The sequence below is a fragment of the Bradyrhizobium sp. USDA3516 genome, assembly GCF_057651995.1.
This window is the reverse complement of sequence record NZ_JBYGYN010000014.1, coordinates 112,208-136,615: the sequence shown is the minus strand read 5'-3', so window position 1 is coordinate 136,615 and position 24,408 is coordinate 112,208. Positions and strand designations below refer to the sequence as shown.

Annotated in this window: 20 protein-coding genes; 7 read left to right on the top strand and 13 right to left on the bottom strand. The window is 62.7% G+C overall.

What is annotated here, in order from left to right; all coding sequences use genetic code 11:
* Positions 1–14: 14 nt before the first annotated feature.
* Positions 15–1,118, top strand: coding sequence for a L,D-transpeptidase family protein (locus AC24YW_RS33790; RefSeq protein ID WP_487486744.1), 1,104 nt, complete (start codon positions 15–17; stop codon positions 1,116–1,118).
* 14 nt (positions 1,119–1,132) lie between these two features.
* On the opposite strand, the gene glnT is transcribed toward AC24YW_RS33790, so the two are convergent.
* Genes glnT through AC24YW_RS33770 form a run of 4 tightly spaced genes read right to left on the bottom strand, consistent with a single transcriptional unit; the run spans position 1,133 to position 5,419 of the window.
* The gene (gene glnT / locus AC24YW_RS33785) at positions 1,133–2,431 is read right to left on the bottom strand and encodes a type III glutamate--ammonia ligase (protein WP_487486743.1); all 1,299 of its coding nucleotides are present in this window, start codon (positions 2,429–2,431) and stop codon (positions 1,133–1,135) included.
* 48 nt (positions 2,432–2,479) lie between these two features.
* On the bottom strand, positions 2,480–3,814 hold the full coding sequence (locus AC24YW_RS33780; RefSeq protein ID WP_487486742.1) for an FMN-binding glutamate synthase family protein: 1,335 nt from the start codon (positions 3,812–3,814) through the stop codon (positions 2,480–2,482).
* 16 nt (positions 3,815–3,830) lie between these two features.
* The gene (locus tag AC24YW_RS33775) at positions 3,831–4,526 is read right to left on the bottom strand and encodes a protein glxC (protein ID WP_487486741.1); all 696 of its coding nucleotides are present in this window, start codon (positions 4,524–4,526) and stop codon (positions 3,831–3,833) included.
* Positions 4,526–5,419 carry a class II glutamine amidotransferase gene (locus AC24YW_RS33770; RefSeq protein WP_487486740.1) on the bottom strand — a complete coding sequence of 298 codons (894 nt, stop codon included), beginning with the start codon at positions 5,417–5,419 and terminating at the stop codon, positions 4,526–4,528. The genes AC24YW_RS33775 and AC24YW_RS33770 overlap by 1 nt, the downstream gene beginning before the upstream one ends.
* 139 nt (positions 5,420–5,558) lie before the next feature.
* On the opposite strand from AC24YW_RS33770, the gene AC24YW_RS33765 reads away from it, so the two are divergent.
* The 6 genes from AC24YW_RS33765 (at position 5,559) to AC24YW_RS33740 (ending at position 11,875) form a co-directional block, all read left to right on the top strand.
* Positions 5,559–6,809 (top strand): sarcosine oxidase subunit beta family protein, encoded by a 1,251-nt coding sequence (locus AC24YW_RS33765; protein WP_487486796.1) that lies wholly within the window; start codon positions 5,559–5,561, stop codon positions 6,807–6,809.
* 12 nt (positions 6,810–6,821) lie between these two features.
* Positions 6,822–7,091: a sarcosine oxidase subunit delta gene (locus tag AC24YW_RS33760; RefSeq protein WP_487486739.1), complete on the top strand. Its 270-nt coding sequence runs from the start codon at positions 6,822–6,824 to the stop codon at positions 7,089–7,091.
* Complete coding sequence (locus tag AC24YW_RS33755; RefSeq protein WP_487486738.1) at positions 7,088–10,072, top strand: sarcosine oxidase subunit alpha family protein; 2,985 nt, start codon at positions 7,088–7,090, stop codon at positions 10,070–10,072. The genes AC24YW_RS33760 and AC24YW_RS33755 overlap by 4 nt, the downstream gene beginning before the upstream one ends.
* On the top strand, positions 10,065–10,640 hold the full coding sequence (locus AC24YW_RS33750) for a sarcosine oxidase subunit gamma (protein ID WP_487486737.1): 576 nt from the start codon (positions 10,065–10,067) through the stop codon (positions 10,638–10,640). The genes AC24YW_RS33755 and AC24YW_RS33750 overlap by 8 nt, the downstream gene beginning before the upstream one ends.
* A gap of 102 nt (positions 10,641–10,742) precedes the next feature.
* A complete protein-coding gene (locus AC24YW_RS33745; protein WP_487486736.1) occupies positions 10,743–11,390 on the top strand; it encodes a helix-turn-helix domain-containing protein in 648 nt (215 codons plus the stop codon).
* Positions 11,391–11,701: 311 nt separating this feature from the next.
* Entirely contained in the window at positions 11,702–11,875 is a 174-nt protein-coding gene (locus AC24YW_RS33740) for an FAD-linked oxidase C-terminal domain-containing protein (RefSeq protein WP_487486735.1), read from the top strand.
* Positions 11,876–12,044: 169 nt separating this feature from the next.
* On the opposite strand, the gene AC24YW_RS33735 is transcribed toward AC24YW_RS33740, so the two are convergent.
* The 9 genes from AC24YW_RS33735 to AC24YW_RS33695 all read right to left on the bottom strand — a co-directional run bounded on the left by AC24YW_RS33735 (position 12,045) and on the right by AC24YW_RS33695 (position 24,266).
* Positions 12,045–13,367 (bottom strand): NAD(P)/FAD-dependent oxidoreductase, encoded by a 1,323-nt coding sequence (locus AC24YW_RS33735; protein WP_487486795.1) that lies wholly within the window; start codon positions 13,365–13,367, stop codon positions 12,045–12,047.
* Positions 13,368–13,771: 404 nt separating this feature from the next.
* Entirely contained in the window at positions 13,772–14,452 is a 681-nt protein-coding gene (locus AC24YW_RS33730; protein WP_487486734.1) for an aspartate/glutamate racemase family protein, read from the bottom strand.
* 430 nt (positions 14,453–14,882) lie between these two features.
* Positions 14,883–16,346: an aldehyde dehydrogenase family protein gene (locus AC24YW_RS33725; protein ID WP_487486733.1), complete on the bottom strand. Its 1,464-nt coding sequence runs from the start codon at positions 16,344–16,346 to the stop codon at positions 14,883–14,885.
* Between the two features lie 22 nt (positions 16,347–16,368).
* Positions 16,369–17,538, bottom strand: coding sequence for an alanine racemase (locus AC24YW_RS33720; protein WP_487486794.1), 1,170 nt, complete (start codon positions 17,536–17,538; stop codon positions 16,369–16,371).
* Positions 17,539–17,564: 26 nt separating this feature from the next.
* Positions 17,565–18,437, bottom strand: a complete 873-nt coding sequence (locus AC24YW_RS33715; RefSeq protein WP_487486732.1) for a GNAT family N-acetyltransferase — start codon at positions 18,435–18,437, stop codon at positions 17,565–17,567.
* A gap of 524 nt (positions 18,438–18,961) precedes the next feature.
* Positions 18,962–19,840, bottom strand: coding sequence for an ABC transporter permease (locus tag AC24YW_RS33710; protein WP_128263189.1), 879 nt, complete (start codon positions 19,838–19,840; stop codon positions 18,962–18,964).
* Positions 19,841–19,871: 31 nt separating this feature from the next.
* Positions 19,872–20,822 carry an ABC transporter permease gene (locus AC24YW_RS33705; RefSeq protein WP_487486731.1) on the bottom strand — a complete coding sequence of 317 codons (951 nt, stop codon included), beginning with the start codon at positions 20,820–20,822 and terminating at the stop codon, positions 19,872–19,874.
* A gap of 74 nt (positions 20,823–20,896) precedes the next feature.
* Entirely contained in the window at positions 20,897–22,564 is a 1,668-nt protein-coding gene (locus AC24YW_RS33700; protein ID WP_487486730.1) for a peptide ABC transporter substrate-binding protein, read from the bottom strand.
* A gap of 37 nt (positions 22,565–22,601) precedes the next feature.
* Positions 22,602–24,266 carry an ABC transporter ATP-binding protein gene (locus AC24YW_RS33695; protein WP_487486729.1) on the bottom strand — a complete coding sequence of 555 codons (1,665 nt, stop codon included), beginning with the start codon at positions 24,264–24,266 and terminating at the stop codon, positions 22,602–22,604.
* Positions 24,267–24,408: the final 142 nt, after the last annotated feature.

The following is a 24,408-nucleotide window of genomic DNA, read 5'->3' as shown; positions in this document are numbered from 1 at the left end:
CGGTGATACGCGCCATGATCCGACACGCAATTGTGCTGGCGGCGGCTTTTGCCGCTGCCTTAGCACCTGCCACATGCTTTGGCGAAAGCAGCAAGCCGTTGCCCGCCAAGGCGACGCAGGAATTGCCGGCCGAGCTGCTCGCGCTCATCGAACAGAAGAAGATGCCGAAATATTCCCCTATCCTTGTGCGTCTCTTCAAGGACGAGGCAGAGCTCGAAGTCTGGAAGCAGGACACTGCCGGCCGTTTCCAACTCCTCAAGACCTATCCGATCTGCAGGTGGTCGGGTGATCTCGGGCCGAAATTGTACGAAGGCGACCGGCAGGCTCCGGAAGGGTTTTATACAATCACACCTGAGTTGATGAATCCCAACTCCAACTTCTATCTCTCCATCAACCTCGGCTACCCCAACAGCTTCGACAGGGCAAACAAGCGAACCGGCAGCTTCCTCATGATCCACGGCGACTGCTGGTCGAGCGGTTGCTATGCCATGACGGACGAACAGATCAGCGAAATCTATTCGCTGGCGCGTGACTCATTCCGCGGCGGCCGGACATCGTTCCAGGTCCAAGCCTATCCGTTCCGCCTGACACCGGCGAATCTGGCGCGCCATCGAAATAATCCCAACCTGCCCTTCTGGGAAATGCTCAAGGTCGGCAACGATCATTTCGAGACGACACAACTCGAACCCAAGGTGGATGTGTGTAACCGCCGCTATGTGTTCGATGCGCAGCCTTCCCCGAATTCACCGCACCCTCTCGTGTTCAATCCGATCGCGAAATGCCCTCCCTTTGTCGTCAATCCGGAAATCGCGCAGCGGGCGCTGGAAAAACAGCGCGCCGACAAGCGCGCGTACGCGCGCTTGCTCGAAGACAACGTGCCAGTTGCCTCGATCTACAGCGGATTCGACGGCGGAATGAACAAGGCTTTTCTCGCACGGTACCCGGGCAGGGTGACGCTTGCGAAAGTGATGCCCTATGCATCCTACCTGCCCCAATTGCCACCGATCCCCTGGACCGACAATGACGGTTCGTTGACGAGCCGATGGTTTGGTACCTGGTTCTCCGCATCGTCTGTGTGTGATACGGCCCGTTCCGGCTTCCCCTCGCGCCAGTGCTGAACACCTGTTGCGACTCAACAGTCCAGCGTGTTGTCGCGCTCCCATTGGGTCAGATGGCGTGCGTAGTCGTTCCACTCCTCATGCTTCAGCTTGAGATAGGCGGGTACGAACTCCCCGAGATGATCCCGCAGCACGCTTGAATGTTCGAGCGCTCGCAAGGCATCGAGCAGATTCATCGGAAGCCGCTTGGCCGAGGTCACGGTGTGCCCCTCGGTATACATGTTGATGTCGAGCCGCTTTCCGGGATCTCGCTTGTTGCTGAGACCGTCGAGTCCGGCGGATAGAACCGCGGCCTGCAGCAGGTAGGGATTGGCAGCACCGTCGGCGAGCCGCAGCTCGAAACGGCCGGCCTCGGGGATTCGGATCAGATGGGTTCGGTTGTTTCCGGTGTAGGTGACCGAGTTCGGCGCCCAGGTCGCGCCCGAGACCGTTCGGGGCGCGTTGATGCGCTTGTAGGAATTGACCGAAGGATTGAGGATAGCGGCCAGAGCGTCGGCCGAATTGATCACGCCGCCGAGGAAATGATAACCGAGCTCGGAGACGCCGAGCTCGCCGCCTTCGTCCTCGAACAGGTTCCGCTCACCTTTCCACAGCGACACGTGCACATGACAACCGCTGCCGGTCAGCGAGATGAATGGCTTCGGCATGAAGGTCGCGCGGAGGCCATGCTTCTCGGCGATGGAGCGCGCCATGTATTTGAAGAAGGCATGCCGGTCGGCCGTGACCAGCGCTTCATCGAATTGCCAGTTCATCTCGAACTGGCCGTTGGCATCCTCGTGATCGTTCTGATAGGGCTGCCAGCCGAGCTCCAGCATGGCGTCGCAGAGTTCACTGATGACATCGTAGCGCCGCATCAGCGCCTGCTGATCGTAGCAGGGCTTTGTCTGCCGGTCGGCGGTGTCGCAGACTTCGCGGCCATCCTCGGTCAGCAGGAAGAACTCGCACTCGACGCCGGTCTTCATCGTCAGGCCGGCGCTCGCAGCCTCCGCGATCTTGCGCTTGAGCATGTTGCGCGGCGCGTGCGCAACCGGTTTGCCGTTCATCCAGGGATCGGCGGCCAACCAGCCGACCTCGCGCCGCCAAGGCAACTGGATGAGCGTATCGGGATCCGGCACGGCAAACAGATCCGGATCGGCAGGCGTCATATCGAGCCAAGTGGCGAAGCCGGCAAATCCTGCGCCGTTCTTGGCCATGCCGTCGATAGCCGCAGCCGGCACCAACTTGGCCCGCTGCACGCCGAACAGATCGGCAAAGGAGATCAGAAAGTATTTGATCCCCTTCTCGCGCGCGATATCCGAAAGCTTCGTCGACATCATCGTCTCCAGGCTACTCACCGTTGAGCAGGTTCAGGCCAGACCCCTCTACAGAGCGTCCTGACCCGGTATCCACGAAGTTCCGGCCAAGGGGACGCGCGCCATTGCCGCGGCCTCGATCGTCAGCGCCACGAGATCCTCGGGCTCGAGATTATGGACATGGCTCTTGCCACATGCACGAGCGATGGTTTGGGTCTCGAGTGTCAGCACCGAGAGATAGTTCGCAAGGCGCCGGCCGGCCTTGACCGGGTCGAGCCGTGCGGCAAGCTCCGGATCCTGCGTCGTGATCCCGGCAGGATCGCGTCCGTCCTGCCAGTCGTCATAGGCCCCTGCAGTGCTCCCCAATTTCCGATACTCGTCTTCGAGGCCGGGATCATTGTCGCCGATCGCGATCAGCGCGGCCGTCCCGATCGAGACCGCGTCCGCTCCCAACGCGAGCGCCTTAGCCACATCCGCGCCGTTGCGGATGCCGCCCGATACGATCAGTTGGACCTTGCGATGCATGCCGAGATCCTGCAAAGCCTGTGCCGCGGGCCGGATTGCAGCGAGGATCGGCAACCCGACATGCTCGATGAACACGTCCTGCGTCGCAGCCGTGCCGCCTTGCATGCCATCAAGAACAACGACGTCGGCACCGGACTTCACCGCGAGCGCCGTATCGTAGTAAGGCCTGCTGGCCCCGACCTTGACGTAGATCGGCTTTTCCCAGTCGGTGATCTCGCGCAATTCCTCGATCTTGATTTCGAGATCATCTGGCCCGGTCCAATCCGGATGCCGGCAGGCCGAGCGCTGATCGATGCCTTCCGGCAGCGTCCGCATCCTCGCGATGCGCGGCGAGATCTTCTGACCCAGCAGCATGCCGCCGCCGCCAGGCTTGGCGCCCTGCCCAATCACGATCTCAATCGCATCCGCTCGCCGGAGATCGTCCGGGTTCATACCGTAACGCGAAGGCAGGTATTGATAGACCAGGATCGACGAGTGCCCGCGTTCCTCGTCGGTCATGCCGCCGTCACCGGTCGTGGTCGAGGTACCGACTGCGGACGCCCCGCGCCCCAAAGCCTCTTTCGCCGGCGCCGACAGCGCACCAAAGCTCATGCCGGCGATCGTGATCGGAATCTTCAACTCGATCGGCTTGCTGGCAAAGCGGCCGCCCAGCACGACATTGGTGCCGCAGCGCTCGCGATAACCCTCGAGCGGATATCTGGAGATCGACGCGCCGAGAAACAGCAGGTCATCGAAATGCGGCAGCTTGCGCTTGGCACCGCCACCGCGGATATCGTAGATGCCGGTCGCGGCCGCGCGCTGGATCTCGGCGATGGCCTGCGGATCGAAGGTCGCAGAGAATCGCGGCGGAGTGGCGGCTTTTGGACTCTGTGCGCTCATCGGGAAGCCGTCCTGCTCAGTATGCATCGACGTTGTCGATGTGGAAATGATAGAGCTTGCGGGCCGATCCATAGAGCCGGAAACCGTCCGGGCCGCCGTCCGAACCGGCCGACAGCCCTGCCCTCTCCAGTACGCTGCGAAGAATGACCTTGTCCTCGTCCGACAGCGGCTTCTCGATGCAGTCTGCACCGAGGCTTGCCACCGATCCGCGCACGAAGAGCCGCGCCTCGTAGATGGAATCGCCGAGCGCCTCGCCGGCATCGCCGAACACGACGAGAGTGCCGGCCTGCGCCATGAACGCACTCATCGGACCGATCGAGCCTTTCACGACGATATCGATGCCCTTCATCGAAATGCCGCAACGCGCCGACGCATTGCCCTCGATAACCAACAGCCCGCCAACGCCGGTCGCCCCCGCCGCCTGGCTGGCGTCGCCCTTCACCCGGACCTCGCCGGAAACCATGTTCTCGGCAACTCCGACGCCGGCATTTCCATGGATGACGATCGTGGCATGCTTGTTCATGCCGGCGCAGTAATAGCCGACATGCCCCTTCACCTCGACGGTCACGGGGGCATCGAGACCGCAGGCGATGGCATGCTTGCCTTGCGGGTGCTCGATCACCCATCGCGTCTCGTTGGTCTCCGGCGTGAGCCGATGCAGCTCGCCATTGAGTTCACGGACGCTGCTTTCTTCGAGATCGACGGAGCGCATCAACGCAATTCCCACGCATAGACCCTGGCCGGCTCCGGCTCGAAGACCCGCGCTTTTTCTGCATTGGGAAGCACGGCGAGCGCGCGATATTCCGATCCGAACGCGACATAGTCGTCGGTCTCCGCCATGACCGCCGGCTTGCAACTGATGGGGTCGCGGAGCACCGCGAAACCACTCTCGGTTCCGACCACGAACGTGAAGAACCCGTCGAGATCGGCGAGACTGTCCGTCAACGCCTGCTCCAGCGACGCACCCTGCTGCATGCGCCAGGTCAGGAAACCCGCGGCAACCTCGCTGTCGTTGTCCGTTTCGAACGTCAGCCCTTCCCGGCTGAGAAAGCGCCGCACGCCGCAATGATTGGAGAGCGAGCCGTTATGAACCAGGCACTGGTCCTTTCCGGTCGAAAACGGGTGCGCACCACGCGTCGTGACGGCGGATTCGGTCGCCATCCGGGTGTGGCCGATGCCGTGCGTGCCGCTCATTCCCGACAGTTCGAACCGCTTGGCGACCTGCTCCGGAAGCCCGACCTCCTTGAACAGCTCCATCCTGGCGCCCACGCCGACCAGCGTCACGCGACTGTCGCGCGCGATCAGCAACCGTACCTCTTGTTCACGCGCCGACGGCACTGAGACCACGGCGTGGGTGTCGTGAAAGACCGGGTCCAGATCGCTCGCGCCCGCCTTGCCGAGAGCCGCCACCGCCTCGCGAATCTCGACGGCCGATGCTGCACGCAGCGTAAGCTTGACGTGGTCCGCTTGCGAGCTGCCGTAGACCGCGAACCCAGCGCTGTCGGGACCGCGATCGCTCATCACGCCGAGCATGGCCGCAAGGTGAAACCCGAGCTCCGGATACAGCCCCGGGTTCTTGAGGAATAGACCGACAATACCGCACATGCCTGCTCTCCATCGGGCGAACCATGCATATCGTCCCGTGTGGACGGCTGTCAACTATCGAGAACAATGTTTTCTTGTCAGGAAATATCGCATAGTGTGGACCAGGCCCGGCTTCCATCAACCCGATGCGACCCTCTCCATGCGCTACTCGATCTTCAGTCTCGCTCATCAAGCTCTGCTCGGCCATCGCGGCTGGACGGCGGCTTGGCGCGACGCCAGCCCGAAACCGTCCTACGACGTCATCGTCGTCGGCGGCGGCGGGCACGGCCTTGCGACGGCTTACTATCTCGCGAGACATTTCGGCATCGCCAACATCGCCGTGCTGGAAAAGGGCTGGATCGGCTCCGGCAATGCCGGCCGCAACACCACGATCATCCGCTCGAACTACCTGCTGCCCGGCAACAATCCCTTCTACGAATTCTCGATGCAGCTCTGGGAAGGCCTGGAGAAAGATCTGAACTACAACGCGATGGTGAGCCAGCGCGGCGTGCTGAACCTGTTCCACTCCGATGCGCAACGCGACGCCGCAGCCCGCCGCGGCAACGCGATGCGGCTGCATGGCGTCGATGCCGAACTGCTCGACCGGACCGCCGTCCTGCGCATGCTGCCGTTCCTCGATTTCGACAATGCCCGATTTCCGATCGAGGGCGGCCTGCTGCAGCGACGCGGTGGAACGGCCCGTCACGACGCCGTCGTATGGGGCTATGCGCGCGCGGCCAGCGACCGTGGCGTCGACATCGTCCAGAATTGCGAAGTTACCGGCATGATCCGCGAGGGCGATCGCGTCGTCGGCGTGGAAACGACGCGCGGGACGATCCGCGCACCGAGGGTGGCGCTGGCGGTTGCCGGAAATACCTCGCGGCTAGCGGCCATGGCCGGTCTGCGCATGCCGATCGAAAGCCACGTCTTGCAGGCCTTCGTCAGCGAGGCCGTCAAGCCGTTGATTCCGGGTGTCGTCACCTTTGGCGCGGGCCACTTCTATATCAGCCAGTCCGACAAGGGCGGCCTCGTGTTCGGCGGCGACATCGACGGCTACAATTCCTATGCGCAACGCGGCAATCTGCCGACCGTGGAGGATGTCTGCGAAAGCGGCATGGCATTGATGCCCATGATTGGACGGTTACGGATGTTGCGCTCATGGGGTGGCATCATGGACATGTCCATGGACGGCTCGCCCATCATCGACCATACGCCGCTCGACGGCCTCTATCTGAATGCCGGCTGGTGCTATGGCGGGTTCAAGGCTACGCCGGCATCCGGCTGGTGCTTCGCCCATCTGATTGCCCGCGACGAGCCGCATCCAGTGGCACGCGCCTTCCGGCTTGACCGTTTCGCGAGCGGCCATTTGCTCGATGAAAAGGGCCAGGGCGCCCAACCCAATCTGCACTGAAGGCCGATCGACATGCGCATTCCCTGCCCGTTCTGCGGCAATCGCGACGTCAGCGAATTCGCCTATCTTGGCGATGCCAGCGCCCCGCGGCCGGCCGCCGACGCACCCGACGCCGGTCGCCAATTCTTCGAAGCGGTCTATCTGCGGGACAATCCGTCCGGGCTGCATCGCGAACTCTGGTATCACGCGTCCGGCTGTCGAAGCTGGCTCGAAGTCGAGCGCAATACCAGGACCCATGACATCACCAACGCCAGCTTTGCCCGCGACCGGGTCCGTGCATGAGCGACAGCAGCGCCCCGCAACCGAACCGAATCGACGGCGGTCTGATCGACCGCAGCAGAGCATTGCGCTTCCACTTCGACGGCAAGCGCTACCAGGGCTTTCAGGGCGATACGCTGGCATCCGCTCTCCTCGCGTCCGGCGTCAGGATCGTCGGCCGCTCGTTCAAATATCATCGGCCGCGCGGCATCATGACCGCCGGCGCCGAGGAGCCGAATGCACTCGTGGAATTGCGGAGCGGCGCACGTCGCGAGCCGAACACACGCGCCACCACCGCCGAACTGTATGATGGGCTCGAGGCCCAGAGCCAGAACCGCTGGCCGTCGCTGCGTTACGATATCGGTGCGGTCAACTCGCTGTTGTCCTCCTTGTTTGTCGCCGGCTTCTACTACAAGACCTTCATGTGGCCCGCTTCGTTCTGGGAAAGGGTCTATGAGCCTCTGATCCGACGTGCCGCTGGCCTCGGCAGGGCCAGCCTGCAGCCCGATCCCGACCCATACGAGAAGGCGTACGCCTTCTGCGACGTGCTGGTCATCGGCGGTGGCCCCGGCGGTCTCGCTGCGGCGCTCGCAGCGGGTCGCGCGGGCGCCCGGGTCATCATCGCCGATGATGACTTCATCCCCGGCGGCCGGCTGAACAGCGACGTCCACACCATCGACGGCCTCCCAGGCGTCGAATGGGCCGAAAACACCGCCAAAGAGCTGGACGCACTTCCGAACGTCACAATGATGCTGCGGACCACAATTTTCGGTGCCTATGACGGGGGCACGTTCGGCGCGCTCGAACGCGTTTCCGATCACTTGCCCGTTCCCCCCGCACACCAGCCGCGGCAGCGCCTGTGGAAGATCGTGGCACAGCGATCCATCCTTGCGGCAGGCGCCATCGAACGGCCGATCGTGTTCGGCGGCAATGACCGCCCCGGAATCATGCTGGCCTCCGCGGTGCGCACCTATCTCAATCGCTACGGCGTGGCGCCCGGCAAGGCGGCGACCCTGTTCACGAGTTGCGACGATGGCTGGCGCACGGCGCTCGACCTCGCGCGTGCCGGAGTCAAGGTCCAAGCCATTGTCGATGCACGATCCGAGATCTCCCCGTCGCTTGTCGACTCCGGCCGGACGATCGGCGCCAGACTGTTGAAGGGCGCGCACGTCGTCGACACGCGCGGCGCACATGGCCTCAGCCAAATTCGCGTGCGGACCAATAAGGGCGACGACATCGCGATGGAGTCCGACCTGCTTGCGGTCAGCGGCGGCTGGAATCCGAACCTCGCGCTCTCGACCCATCTCGGCGGTCGTCCGCGCTGGTCCGAGGAACGCTCGGCCTTCCTGCCCGGCGATCTGCCGCGGGATCTCGTCGTCATCGGCGCCGCGAGCGGCGCACTGACGCTGGCAGAAGCGCTGAAACAAGGGACGGCTGCCGGGGCGGCCAGTGCGGAGGCTGCCGGATTCAAATCCGGCACCCGGCCCGAATTCGTCGTCGACGACGAGAGCATCTCCGGCGAGCCGCTGTGGCAAGTCGCAGCATCCCGATCGAAGGCTTTCGTCGACTACCAGAACGACGTGACGGAGGCCGACATCGCGCTTGCCGGCCGCGAGGGCTTTACGTCGGTCGAGCATCTGAAGCGCTACACCACGCTCGGCATGGCCACCGACCAGGGCAAGATGTCAGCCGTGATCGGTCACGCCATGATGGCGGCGCTCACGGATCGTCCGATGCACCAGGTCGGCACCACCATCGTGCGACCGCCCGTCACACCGGTCGCGATCGGCGCCTTCGCCGGCCGTCATCGCGGCCAGGATTTCCGCCCGGTCCGGCTGGCGCCGAGCCACCGCTGGGCCGAACAGCTGGGCGCGACCTTCGTCGACGCCGGCCCGTGGCGGCGCGCGCAGTGGTTCGCACGAGCAGGCGAAGCGGACTGGCTTTCCACCGTGATTCGCGAGGTCAACACCGTGCGCAGCGCCGTCGGCGTCTGCGACGTCTCCACCTTGGGTAAAATTGACGTCCAGGGCGCGGATGCCGGTATCTTCCTCGACCGCATCTACATCAACACTTTCTCCACCCTGCCCGTCGGCAAGGTGCGCTATGGATTGATGCTGCGCGAGGACGGCATCGCGATGGATGATGGAACCTGCGCCCGCTTTGCGCCCGATCACTACGTGATGTCGACGACGACGGCGAACGCAGCGAAGGTGATGCAGCATCTCGATCACGCCCGACAGGTGCTCTGGCCTGAGCTCGACGTCCAGGCCATCTCCGTCACCGAGCAGTGGGCCCAATTCGCCATTGCCGGACCGCGCGGGCGCGATCTCCTGGATCGTCTTCTCGGCGGCGCGATCGACATATCCGATGCCGCATTTCCGTATCTCGCCTGCGCGGATTTCCGCTGGAGACAGCGGCCCGCGCGGCTGTTCCGCGTCTCCTTTTCGGGCGAGCTTGGCTACGAGCTCGCGGTTCCCGCGCGCTTTGCTGACGAGACGATCCGCGCCATCATGGAAGCCGGCGCCGGGTACGGCCTCGCTCCATATGGCACCGAAGCGCTTGGCGTGATGCGTATCGAGAAGGGGCACATCGCCGGCAACGAGCTGAACGGCACCACCACCGCGCACGATCTCGGGCTCGGCCGGATGATGGGCAAGAAGGACTTTATCGGCAAGGTGCTTGCGCGTCGGCCCGGACTCGTCGATCCGGACCGTCCGGCCGTGATCGGGTTAAAGCCGATCGATCGCCGGCAACGCCTGCGCAACGGCGCTCACCTGCTCTCGCCCGGTGCAGCCGTCAAGCTCGAGAACGATCAGGGATACGTCACGTCGTCGGCATTCTCGCCGATGCTCGGCCATTGGATGGCGCTGGCTCTGCTGGCACGCGGCCGAGAACGCATGGGACAGATCTTGCGGGTCGTCGACCCTCTGCGAGGTGCCGATTTCGAGGCCGAGATATGTTCTCCCGTCTTCTATGATCCGGAAGGAGCGCGGCTGCGTGGCTGATCGTCTCAATCATGGCTTTGCGGCGTCCTCCAACCCGGGCGTTACCGTATCGATACGCAATGATCTCGGCTGCGCGACCATCATGGTTCGGCGCGGCGCGGACGAGCGATTGAAACAGCGCGTCAAGACCGCCTATGGAATCGATCTCGTTCCCGGTCCGCGCCGCAGCGCATCTGGCGATGTGGCCTTTCTCGGGATCGGGCCTACGACCTGGCTCGCGACGCAGGACGATGGCGGCAATGGATTTTCCGTCTCGTTGAAGCAGGCTGTCGGCGATGCCGCATCGGTGACCGATCAGACCGACGGCTATGTCATCCATCGCGTCAGCGGACCACGGACCGGCCAGGCTCTCGCCAAGGGTTTTCCGATCGATCTGCACAACCGTGCATTCGCGCCGGGCGCCGTCGCCGTGACAGCCGTTTCGCACCTCGGCGCCATCATCTGGCGGCTGGATGATCTGGAAGACGGTACACCGGTTTTCGAGATTGCGGTCTTCCGCAGCCTTGTCGACAGTTTCCGTCGCTGGCTGGATGACAGCCTGGCAGAGTTCCGCCTCGCACGGAGCTGATCGCCCGTCAGAAATGCATCGAAGCTGCGTGGTGCTTCAATCTTGGTATACTGGTCGACCGGCCCTGGGCCATGCTCGGATCTCATCTTAAGGACCTATCTGATGGCGAGGGCCAAAAGCTCGAAAACAGTCTCACGCGAGGCTTCTGAATACCGCACCGGCTCCAACGCGCCGCAGGATCCGCGCAACCTCGAACGCGCCCTGGGTGCCCAGATCCGAAAGTTGCGCCGGGACGGCGATCTGTCGGTGCTCGACTTATCGGCCGCATCGTCGATCTCGGCCGGCATGCTGTCGAAGATCGAGAACGGGCAGATTTCTCCGTCACTGGCGACGCTTCAGTCGATCGCCAAGGCGCTCAACGTCCCGCTCAGCCTGCTGTTTGCAGCCTCCGAAGAGCGACGCGATTGTTCATTCGTGCGCGCCAAGCAGGGCGTCGTGATCGAGCGGCGCGGAACCAAGGTGGGGCATGTCTACCAATTGCTCGGACATGTCATCGGCGGCGACGTCGTCGTCGAGCCGTACATGATCACGTTGAAGGAGGACGCCGAGCCCTTCACGGCATTCCAGCACGCCGGCATGGAATTCATCTACATGCTCACTGGCGAGGTCGACTATCGGCACGGCGATAGCAGTTACCGTCTGCGGCCCGGCGATTCCATCCTGTTTGATTCCGGCGCGTTGCACGGTCCCGAGAGGCTCGTCAAGCTGCCGATGACGTATCTGTCTATCATCGTGTATCCGCGCGGCTGATCTTCGCTATCTTGCTTGTCGAGTTCTGACGTGCCTGCTTGTTCCGAGGGCAGCCCCGGACGTTCCGCGAAACCGCGCGGTTCGGAAAGGACCACCTCCGCGAGGGCGCAGGTCTCATTTGGCGGCTCGCTGCGCATTGGCGCCATGATGGTGGAAGCACAACCCAAAAGGCAGTGTCGATTTGTAACGAACCGGATTTCGCCCCCAACGAGGACTAGCCACGACGTGGACTACCGCTGCTTCGACCTCAAGCGGCTTGCGATGCGCTGTGCGATATCCGCCTTGGGCTTTGACTAGTTTGACGGACAAGGGTGTGGCTGAGAGAGTGTCAGTCAATCCCCGTTGAAGTAAGAGCCGTTCTGGAGCGGTACGGCGATCCTGGGCGCATCGCGGCAATGCGCCGGATCAAGACCGCCTTTGATCCGGCTGATATCATGAACTCCGGCGCGGTCGTTCGTCCGCTGGACGAGACGCCCGGCTCTTGAACCACCGTCCGGCGAGCTGGCGATACTTTCGTCCAGGCCCAAACGTTGCGCCCTCGGCTAAGCCCCTTCGGTCATCCAAATCGCTTTCTAAAGAAAAAGCCACCCCCAAGGAGTGGCTCAAGTTGGGGAGGAAACGCTCCTTCGGAACTGCCGACTTCCGGCTCGATCTTCAGATGGCGGAGATGTCCAGCTTCGAGCCGTCGACCAGACGCGACAGCCGGAACGGTGTAGGATCGACGCAAGGCGTGTCGTTGACGACAAGGTCTGCGGCCAGATAGCCGAGCCCCGGGCCCAGACCGAAACCATGACCCGAGCAGCCCGCCGCGAGGACGAGGCCTTTCACCCCATCCACCTGCGACACCACAGGCACCGCGTCCGGCGTGCAATCGACGAAGCCGCCCCAGGCGCTATCGATCTTGATTTCGCCGAGTTGAGGGAAGGTTTTCCGGACACTCTCCACCACTTGGCTCACCAGCCATTTCAAGGGCGGAGGATCCAGCACGCGATTCCGTTCGAAGATCCGCTCATCGTTGGTCAGCAGCGCGGGCAATGAATCCGGCCCCGACACGAACGAGTGGCCGACGCCGAGCCTGACGTTCTTCAGGCGACGCAGGAATTGCGGCATGAATTCCCGGCTATACCTGATAGCCTGAGGTGTAATCTCGAGGTTCGCCTTGCCGCTGATCGCAAGCGTATAGCTGCCGTCCAGTCGACGTGTGATGGTGCAGTAGGGTGTGGAGACCGCTTCGCCTATGTTGATTGTCGGGGTAGAACGCAGCGCGGTCTGCCGGATGCTCGCTTGGGGGAAACTGATGCCGAGCGGCCGAAGGAAGCGCGAGGACCAGGCGCCGGCGGCGCACAGCACCGCGCTGGTTCTGATGTAGCCCTTCTCCGTGTGCACGCCCGCAATCTTGCCGTTGGCCAAGTCGAGCGCCCGCGCGGCGCATCCTTGGTGGATTGTGGCGCCCAGAGTGCTGGCCGCTTCAGCGATAGCCGGCGCAGCGAGCGCAGGTTCGGCCTTGCCGTCCCGCTCCGAATAGGTCCCGCCCACCCATTTGTCGCGCGCTTCCGGGACACGCTCGGCCACCTCCGCCCGGCTCAGCACGCGCGTGTCGACGTCGTACTCCCTGGCGATCTCGCGCCACTTTTCCCAGCCGGCGAGCACAGCCTCGTCGTGGGTCGCATAGACGAGACCGCAGCGACGAAAACCGAGGTCCCGATTAATATCGCGCGTGAGCTCGTCCCACAGCCGCATGGACAGCACGGAAAGCGGCAGTTCGCGCCGGTCGCGGTTCTGCTGGCGGCACCAACCCCAGTTTCGGCTCGATTGTTCACAGGCGACGTGGCCCTTCTCGAGCAGCGCCACAGAGAGGCCGCGCTTTGCCAGGTAATAGGCGGCCGTAGAGCCGAGAATGCCGCCGCCGACGATGACGACGTCCGCCTCGGCGGGAAGACGCTCATCGCTGTGAATGCGCTCGACGTGGGGCGACATGTTCCACCGAACCTCGGCTGCCAGGAATGCGGAAGCGATCAACCTTTCATCGCATCGTGCGCGCAACAGAATGTGCTGAAATCATCTAGAACTTCGCAAGATGCTCGGGTTTTTGACGGCTTGATTGATACGAGCTGCTCAAGCGCTATCGAATCCCAGTTCGGCGCAGGGGCGGCGCGACTGCTCGCCCGTTGGATCGCACTCGACGGCGTTTAGAAACTCCCGTTTGCGTCGCGATGGTCGGCGACGCGAAACAGCGGCATCTGAACGTCAACGCCAATGTCGTCGCCTTTGATGAGCGTGACGAAGGGGCCTTTGGCATGTCCTAATCAGTCTTGTTACAGGCGCTGCAATCGAAGGTTTTCGAGGATGGCGAATCATTTGCAGCCTCTCCCATCTGGTCCCTATCGCTGCTGTAAACGCCGTCTCACGTTTTCAACTCCAAGCACGGGGCTTGTCAGAACTGGAAGACTGTGGGCCGTGCCCCGCACTGCACGAGCCATCGAGGCCTGCGCAAGAACGACCACATCAACCTTCTGCGACAGCCCTTCGAGAGCTTGACGGATCTGCGCGTCATGGGCTTCGACGTCCCCATCGGCGAGGAGTTGAAACGCTCCCTCAACAAGCACATGGTCGATCGCTATCGCCTTGCCCGCCTCGCATGCCTGGCGCTCCAGCAAATCCACTGTCGGCACCAGCGTTGTGGATAAGGTCGCTAGGACGCCTATGCGGTTTCCAAGCTCAACAGCGGCTTTGGCCATACCTTCATCAATACGGAACAGCGGCACAGGGCAGAGCGCCACAATGGCATCGACTGCCGGTCCGAGAGTCGAGCATGTGACGACAACCGCATCTGCCCCGGCGTCGGCTGCCGACCATACGTAGGTCGCGAGCCTCCGCTTCGTCAGATCGGAGAGCGACCCGCACTCAATGGTGTTTCTCAAGAGGCTCTCGTCGAGGATCGCGAACGGCTTCCAATCGGGCAGATGTTTTTTGGCGAGGCCCTCGAACTCGGAAACGACGCCGGAAACCGTATGGATGAACGCCACCGTTTTGGCGGAACCTCTCGTACTTTGAACTGACATACATAATTTCCATCTAGTCGCTGAGAGCTGAGTTGGCGGAAATGGATGTTTGGACCAGTTGTTCAACCTGTGCAGCGTGAGAACCCTCTTCTGGCGGAGTTCAGCAGATGCTTAGAAGTTTCTTCCACTTCCTCGCCTCCGCAAACGGCGATCTCCCGGTCTTGGACTGCAATACCTGGCCGTGATTTGCCGGAAGGATTGCAGCATAGCTTTGGGGGGACGTCCGGATACGGTCCCCAGGTCGGAATGCGGTTATAGATCGTGTCGGCGCCTTCGGCGCGGACAGGATGTTGTTGCGGCGGCAGGCGCGCTCCAGTGCGCTGTGAACGACGGCTGGAACGTTCTTCGGGGGTGAAGGCGCATCATCAAATAACCGGCCGATCGCAGCGCAGACCAGTTTTGCGCGGCGCCAAGCAGATGTTGCCAGCATTCATCGGTAAAATCCGAGGACGGCCTTCGTCTCGAGATACTCCTCCATGCCCTCGATGCCGTATTCGCGGCCGTTCCCGGAGCGCTTGTAGCCGCCAAAAGGTGCGTTGGGGTCCCAGTCGGGATAATTGAGATGCACTTGGCCCGACTGAATCTGATGGGCGACCGCCCGTACCGTCTCCATATCGGTGCCCTGCACGTGCGCGCCGAGGCCGTAGACAGTGTCATTGGCGATCGCGATCGCCTCGTCCACGGTGTCGTAGGGAATGATCGACAGCACCGGGCCGAATATCTCCTCCTGCGCGACCCTCATGTCGGGACGGACGTTCGAGAAGATGGTCGGCCGCGCATAGAAGCCAATCCGAAGATCGCCGGGCCGCCCGGGCCCGCCGATGACGAGCTTGGCGCCTTCTTCCAGGCCGACACCGATCATGGCCTGGACTCGCTCGAATTGTGGACGGTTCGCAATCGGACCATGAGTCGTTCTTTCCGCAAGGGGATCGCCGACCACCAGTTCTGAAGCGGCAGCTGCCGCCAAAGTCTCGACTTCTTCCATGTGCGAGCGAGACACGAGCATACGCGTCGGTGCGCTGCAGGATTGGCCGAGATTGCGGAAGGCGGCGCCGACGCCGAGCGGAACAGCACGGCTGAGATCGGCGTCCGGCAAGATAATATTCGGCGACTTGCCGCCGAGCTCCTGGGCAACGCGCTTGACGGTGGGCGCCGCCGCTTGCGCAACGAGAACGCCGGCCCGCGTCGAGCCGGTGATCGAGATCATGTCGACCTCTGGATGCGACGCCAGAGCGGCGCCAACGATCGGACCTGTCCCATTGACGAGGTTAAAGACGCCGGGCGGACAATCCGCAGTGTCCATCAACTCCGCGAATAGCAAAGCGCTCAGCGGCGACAGCTCACTCGGCTTTAACACTACCGTACAGCCTGCTGCGAGCGCCGGACCGACCTTGGCTGTGATTTGATAAAGAGGCCAATTCCATGGCGTTATAAGGCCGCAGACGCCGATTGGCTCGCGCATAATCGCGGTGCCGCCGCGCGCGGCGAGGAAAGGATAATTCGCGAGATTTTCGCGGGCGACGCGGATATGTTCGGCGGCCAACGGCACCTGAGCGCGACGCGCGTAGCTAATCGCAGCTCCCATCTCGCAGGTAAGCGCCTGCGCGAACAGCTCCAGGCGCTCAAGAAGCAAAGCGTGAATCCGGTCGAGCAACGCCGCTCTCTCAGCGGGCCGTGTCGCGGACCAGCCGGCGAAGGCTCGTCTGGCGGCTGCGACGGCGCAGTCCACGTCATCGTCATCGCCGAGCGCGACGTCAGCAATCGGCTGCTCCGTCGCCGGATTGACCACGGTTGCTGTTGCCGCGACTGATCCAATCGGCTTCCGCCATTCTCCGTCGATGTAAAATTTTCCGAGGAGGCCAGCTTCCGTCAGGTGTCGAAGGGGCGAGGTCATTGGAAGCGATCCTTTCGGCGGCCTACCAGCCGCGCATCCGGGGCCATCGCGCTTCGATCGCCTCGCTGCCGGCGGAGACGACGTTGTACAACTCGTGTTGCGAGGCCGTCGCACAGGCGTGATTGGGAAGAATCCTGACCTTCGCGCCGATCGGGAGGTCGGGCAAAGCGCCCGACGACCCGGGCCTGATGGTGAGGATGCCGTGCTCCTGGCTCGCTTGCGAAACGATCAGGTCCGGATAGACCTTGCCGGCCACGTCGCAGACCAGACCATATCCCTGGTCGACCCGCTGCGCCGCGGTGCCGCGGTCGCGCGAGAGCGCCATCCAGCCCGCATCGACCAAAATCCAACCCTTCTCAGACTTGGTGCCGATCACGGTAGCGAGCACCGAGATGGCGATATCCTCCGTCGTACAGACACCAACACCGTGCATGACCAAGTCGAAGAACATGTAGACGCCCGCCCGCATTTCCGTGACGCCGGTCAGGTCTTCGGCGAAATGCGCTGTCGGCGTCGAGCCGACGCTCACAATTGGGCATTGGTGCCCGGCTGCCCGCAAGGCCTCCGCGGCGGCAACCGCCACCGCTCTCTCATTCTCCGCGGCCGTGACGAGAGCCTCGGGCGTGAAGAGGCTGTAGGATTCGCCGGCATGGGTTAGAACGCCGGCAAGCTTGACGCCGGCCTCGCCTAGCGCGACCGCGACAGCAATGAGCTTTGGATTGTTCGCGGTCAACCCGCCGCGGTGACCATCGCAGTCGATCTCGATGAACGCGGTCGGTGTCACACCAGCGGCACGACCGGCGGCGCCGAGCATTCTTGCCTGCTCCGGGGAATCGAGCAGTACTTTAAGGTCAACGCCTGCTTTGCGCAGACGCATCGCTCTTTCAGCTGTGTGGGGCGCCAGACCCACCGCATAAGTCATGTCGCGAAAACCGTGCCGCGCGAAGTAATCGGCTTCCGCCAGGGTAGAGACAGTAATCGGCCCCGATCCGGACGGATAGGCGCGCCGGGCCACATCAATCGATTTCGCGGTTTTCATGTGAGGACGCAGCACGACGCCCCGCTCGGCCATGCGCGAGGACAGGCGGGTGAGATTGCGATCGAGCCGATGCTCGTCGAGCAGGAGTGCCGGCGTTGCCAATGTGCCGATCGTTGCGGCCGCCTCGCCGTTCTGGTGATCCGCCCCACTCATCTCCTCGCGTCGCACGTCGATGTCTCCTAGCCGAACGACTGATTGGGAATCGCAAACACGCGCGCCGGCCCGCGCGATAGCGCCGGCGTGCCCAGGATCATGGTGGTGGCAACGCCGACCTGCTCCAGGCCGATGCCTTCAAGCCAATCCCCGAGTTGCGATGTGGCAGAGGTGTCGATGCGGACAAAAACACTGCCGAGCCGCGCGAGCGCAGCCTCGATCAGTGCCTGCGCATCGGTCGCGGTTTCGGCGACGACGGGACCGATGACATGCCCGCGGCCGAACAGCCGGGAAATGGCGTAGCCGCGGGCCGTGCCGTCGCGCTGCAGGACATAGCCATCACCGCTTTTGAGCAGCTTTTCGAGCATGTGTCGTCTCTCCAAGCCCGTAGCGTCGCGATCGAGTCGCATGATCGCCTCGAAATCCGAGGCAGCCATCGGCCTGACGAGCCCCGGCGGCGGCTCATGGCGTCCTCTGGGAAGTCCCTGATGCTGGTGGATGACCCCGACGGGGACGAAACCGCGCCGCTGGTAAAGCGCCTGGCCTTCGGCGGTCGAATTCAGCGCAATGCTTCGTGGACGCGCGGACGTCAACAACGCATCCATGAGCCGGGCCCCATAGCCACGGCCCTGAGCAGTCTTCGCGACGATGATCATACCAGCGGAAGCATGGGTCTCGCCATACGGCCACCATGCCGCGGTCCCGATCACCGTCCCAGCGCGCTCCAGAACAAAGCCTTGGCCCAGTTGTAGCGCGACATCCCAATCTTCGAGCCGATAGGGCCAGGACATTTCCTGCGAGAGCTTCAGGGCGCCTTCCAGATGCGACTTGGCGAACGGAACCAGCACCGCGGCTCGATCGTCGCGATCTCCGGCTTTGTAGGCTGCGCGCTTCATCATTGGTCGACGTTTCTCTTGCTCGCGGTACTTGTCGCCAGGACCTGATTGACGGTGAGGGCCACCTGATCCTCGCATCGTCCGCACTGTACGTTGCACCAGACAGCATTACCCAATTGGACTGGAGCAAAGTTCGGCATAGAATTTCATTGTTCGTGGCTCGAGGCGGCCAATCTGCGGTCAGCGGCGGGCGCGCCAGGACGCCGTTCGAAGGCGGGCCGTCGGAGCTGCCGCGGCGCGGAGTTCGGAAGTCGGCGTCATACTTACCCCCCAATCGTCGCTAGGGCGCCATTTCGGCGATCATCAAGGGATCTCTCCACGCAGCACACGCAACATGCGCTCGAAGTGACCCGGATCGTGTGGCTTTAGGAGCGTCGCTTTGTGGGGAAATATACGTCCCACAGGCGCGACGGTAAGAACCGAAATGCCGCAGCACGCTGCATCGCGGGAAGCAGCAAGCGTTCCGAGGGAGTTAGTTTGCTTCTCTCATATCCTGCCGTGCACAGCCGCGGCTTGGCGCGAGCTGATCAGATGTGGTCGTTTCGAACATCGAGGGCATCGCGCAAGCCATCGCCGATGAAGTTAAAGCTCGTCACTGCGATCGTGATCGCGGCGCCGGGAATGATGGCGAGCCATGGAGCGCTCGCCAGATATTGCTGGGCGCCGTTGAGCATGTTGCCCCAGCTCGGCAGCGGCGGCTGAATCCCATAACCTAGAAAGCTGATATAGGCTTCGAGAAGGATCGCGCGGGCAACCGTCAAACTGGCGGCGACGATGATCGGGCCCATGGCGTTGGGCAAGATCTCTCTGAACATGATATGCGTTCCACTCAAGCCGAGCATTCGACTGGCCTGGACAAACTCGCGTTCGCGTAGCGAGCGAACCTCGGTCTCGACGATGCGGGCAACTTCCATCCATTTCGTGAGCGCAATGATAACCGTGATCATCAGGGGGCTCGGCCGCAAAGCTGCAGCCAGCGCCAGCACGAGAAAGATCGACGGAAAGGACAGGAACCCATCGACCGTCCGCATCAGGACTGCGCTGATCCAGCCGCCGCGATATCCTGCGACCACGCCGACCAGTGCTCCGATCACGATCGATATCAGCATCGCCGAAAATCCCACCAGCAGCGAGATCCGTCCTGCCATCAGCAGTCGAGCCGCCAGGTCACGTCCGAGCGGATCGGTGCCAAGATAATGATTTCCGGTCATCGGAGGAGCGAAGCGTGCGCGCAAGTCAATGTTGAGAGAGTCATATGGCAGCAGGTACGGGCCCACGACGCATGCCAGCGTCAGCAGCGTGATCATTGCCAGACCCAGCAGCGCCAGGCGATGGTTCATGAAGCGGTATGCCGCGCGGCTGTGCCACCATCGGCTTGGCGCTGTGCTTACGGCGAGAGCGGTCATAACGGTCGCCTCCTTGCAGGGCGTTGCGGATTCAAGCCAGACGTATGCGCGGGTCGACAATAGCGACGACGATGTCGGCAATCAGGTTTCCGAGAATGACCAGGACGGCGGAGAACATCAGCAGCCCCATCACGACCGGGTAGTCGCTGTAGTTGAGGCTGTCCAGAAACAGGCGTCCCATTCCCGGCCAGGTAAAGACGGTCTCGGTCACCAATGCGCCGGTCAGAATGCTGGGCAACTGCACTCCAGCCAGCGTGATCATTGGCAGGAGCGCGTTACCGACGACATGCTTCATCAAGACGCGGCGCTCGCTCACGCCTTTGGCGCGCGCCGTCTTCACGAAATCCTGGCTGATGGCGTCGAGCGTTGCCGTCCGCATGTAGCGGCTCCAGACCGCCACATGGACCAGCGACAGCACGATGCTCGGCAGGATGAGGTGATGCAGATAGTTCAGCGCCGAGCCGTCGCCGATCGCGTACATGTTGCCCGCAGGCAACCAGCCCAGCCGCAGCGAGAAGATGTAGATCCCGACGAGCCCGAACCAGAAGGTAGGAATCGACAGTGCGACCATGGCTCCGGCGGTCGCCAGATAATCGAACAGGGAATAACGGTGCGTGGCGCCATGAATGCCGATCCAGGTGCCGACCGCTATCGCGATCATCGTCGATGTGCCCATGAGAAGGAGCGTGGCAAAGACGTGCCGGCCGATGACCGTCAGCACCGGCGTGCCGCCGCGGAAGGAATGGCCCCAATCACCCTGAACGAGGCGCCACGCCCAATCGAGATACTGGATCCACAGCGGCCGGTTGAGCCCGAGCTGCTCCTTGATGCGGGCGATATCCGCCTGTGTCATCCCTGGATCGAGCCCCTGTTGCGACAGGGGGCCGCCCGGGCTGATGCTCAGGATGACGAAGCCGATCATCGAAACGATCACCAGCAGCACGAGGCTCTGCGAAAGACGGCTGAGCAGGAATGCGCGCATTTGGCCCTCAGTAACGTGATAGTGCCATTGGATGGCCGCCGGCCTTCCCGAAAGTTGAGCGGCGGCCGCCGTGCTCAAGCCGTCCGATACCAGCTCGCGGCATTCCACGATTCTGTGCGGGTGTTGGGGTTCGGTACCACGCCTCGAATCGCGCTCTTGCACCCATGGACGGACGTGCTCTGGTACAGCGGCATGAAGGGCAGGTCGCGACGGACCAGTTCCTGGACCTTGTGGTAGATCGCACGCCGCTCATCGGGATCGAAGGAGCGGGCGCCCTTATCGAGAAGGGCATCGACTTCCGGATTGGCATACTGAGCGGTGTTCGAGCCACGACCGCCTTTCGCAGCAATTGCCCGCGAATGAAATCGATTCGTCACGTCCGGATCGGCGCCGATCAGATAGGTGATGCCCGCGAACATCGTATCGAATTGCGACTTGACCCAGAAATCGCCGAAGATCACCGCTGAGGGCAAGTTCGATATCGTCATCTCGATGCCGATCTCGGCCAGTGACTGCTTGAGGAATTGCTGAACCTGCTCGCGCAGATGGTCGCCTGATGTCGCCGAATTCGCGAAGGACAGACGCACCCCATCCTTGGCGCGGATACCGTCGCGCCCCGGTAGCCAGCCCGCCTTATCCAGGATCTCTCGCGCCTGCTTCAGGCTGAACTCCTGAACCGGCAAGTTCGGATTATGATAGAAGGATTGCTGCGGCATGAAGGTTTCCGTGGCGTTCGGCACGCCATAATAGAGCCCTTCGAGGATTGCTTTCCTGTCGATGGCGGCATAGATCGCCTGGCGGACCGCAAGCTCTTTGAACTGCGGCCGCTCGAGGTTGAAATAGATCGTCTCGACCGAGGACCTCGGCACCAGCGTAACCACACGGTCCGGCAGCTTGCGGGCCTCCTGGTAATTATCAGGCGTGATGTAAGCCTGACCGACGAGGTCGATGTCGCCACTCTTGAATTGAGTGTAGAGGACCGTGAGATCAGGGATGTACTTGAAGACCAGTTGATTGATGTAGGGACCTTCGCCGAAATAGTCGGGATTGGCGACAAGCTCCAGATGGTCGCCTGCTACGCGTTTGCCCCATTTGAAAGCACCGGTGCCGACCGGAGCTTGATTGAAGGCGGCTGTGTTCGGGTCCGCCTCCTTCTCCAGGATATGCTTGGGGACGATGAAGGTTTCGGTCAGGAATGACAGGTAGGGCGCGAAGGCCTCTTCCATGCGCCAAGTGATCTCCTGTGGCGATACCACCGTGATGTCGCGGACGAGGGAATGACCCGCGGTGCGCCAACTGCGGAATTTTGGGTTGGTGATGAGCTCGAGGGTGAATTTGACATCCTCGGCCGTGAAGGGAGCGCCGTCGTGCCAGCGAACCTTGTCGCGCAGGCGGACTCGCCATTTAAGGCCGTCCTCCGAGATACCGCCGTTCTTCTGGCTCGGGACCTCCGCGGCGAGATTCGGCTGGATGACGCCCTTGGGATCGACGCGGAACAGGGCATCGAAGACGGAGAAATGAACGCCATCGTCGACCTCGATCTTCACCATCAGGGGATTGAAGATCGTGGGCTCCTGGGAAAGCCCGACGATGATGCGGCCAGTCGGCTTTTCCGGACGAGTCTGGCCGTAAGCCGGCTTGCCGAGCAGGTTGGGCGCGAGCAGGCTGGCTGCCCCGCCCATGGCCATTACGCGCAGCGCGTCGCGTCGTGAGTAGCTCGCATTTCCAGAGCGTTTTGTCATCGTATCTCCCTCCAGATGGCGCTGTCCGCCGTGGCTCTCATGAATTTGCCGCTAAGGCCCGTGCGCCGCCCTGCTGCTCCCCGGGAATCGCTGCGACCAGTTCGCGCGTGTAGGCCGACTGCGGGCGCAGAAAAATCTGCGACGGCGGCCCCCTCTCGACGACCCGGCCCTTGTGCATGACCGCGATCTCATCACAGATTTGGCTGGCGACACGCAGGTCATGGGTGATGAAGATCATCGAGACGCCGGTCTCGCGCTGGATCTGGTCCAGCAGCTTGAGGATCTGCGCCTGGATCGACACGTCGAGCGCGGAGACCGCCTCGTCGGCAATCAGGAGCTTCGGCTTGAACATCAGCGCGCGGGCGATGCCTATGCGCTGACGTTGCCCGCCGGAGAACTCGTGCGGGTAGCGGCCGAAAGCTCCGGCATCGAGACCGACACGCGACAGCAGCGACCGTGCCTGGTCGCACGCCTTCGCGTAAGGCATTCCATGCGCGGCCGGACCTACGATCAGGATCTGTCCGACCGTCGAGCGCGGATTGAGCGAGGCGAAGGGATCCTGGAAGATCATCTGGATTTGCGGCCGTAGCGGACGGAATTCGGCCTCCGAGAGCTTGGCGACGTCGCGACCTTCGAACAGGATCCGGCCGTCGTCGCTGTCGAGCAGCTTGATCAACAGCCGGCCCAGCGAGGACTTGCCCGAGCCGCTTTCGCCGACGACCCCCAACGTGCGTCCGGGCGCCAGATCGAACGATACTTGGTTCACCGCCGGCACGATCCGCTGTTTTCCGAACAGCGCGCTGCCACTGCGGTAGGTCTTCACCAGCCCCTCGACCTTGAGGATCGGCTCGTTGGCCGGAGCTTCCACAAGAGCACGGTCTTCGCCCGTCAAGTGCGGGACTGCTGCGATGAGGCGCCTTGTGTAGGGATGACTGGGCGACTGCAGAACCTGGACAGCGCCGCCCTGTTCAACGATGTGCCCCTTCTCCATGACCAAAACGCTGTCGGCGATTTCGGCCACGACGCCGAAGTCATGGGTGATGAACATGACGCTCATCCCCTTGCGGCGCTGAATGTCGCGGATCAGCTTGAGGATTTGCGCCTGGGTCGTGACGTCGAGAGCCGTCGTCGGCTCGTCCGCGATCAGGATGGCGGGCTCAAGCGCAAGAGCCATGGCGATCATCACTCGCTGCCGCTGCCCGCCCGAAAGCCGGAAGGGATATTGGTGATACATGAGCTGCGGATCAGCCAGACCCACTTCAATCAACAAGTCTATGGCCCGGCTGCGACGCGAGGCCGGCGTGCCGACGTCGTGCGCTGCCATCACTTCCTCGATCTGCGCGCCCACGGTCATCAGCGGGTTGAGCGCCGAGAGAGGATCTTGAAAGATCATCGAGACGACGCGGCCGCGCAGGCTACGGAGCTTGTCGGGCGAGAGGCCCACGATGTTCATTCCGTCCAGGTGAATCGCACCCGAAGGGATCCGGATCGCCTTCGGGAGAAGGCCCATGATCGCATTGGCGGTGACCGACTTGCCCGATCCGGATTCCCCGATGATACAGAGAATCTGTCCGCGCTTCAGATCGAAGGAGATGTTCTCGACGGCGTTGGCCCGCTCCATTCCTTCCGGCAAACTTACGGTCAGCTCGCGCACCGACAGCGCGACATCGGCGGGACTTGCCACCTGGATGCCAGAGACCATGCGAGCATCCTCCTCTTTCAAGCCAGTGCCGTCATCTTGGTGCGGCCGGCGCCTTCGGCTCCTTGCGCCTCCACGCTCCTTGGACAGGTCAATAATTCGCCGCTCAACTTGCCATTCCTTCATTGGAGGCTGCGACATCATT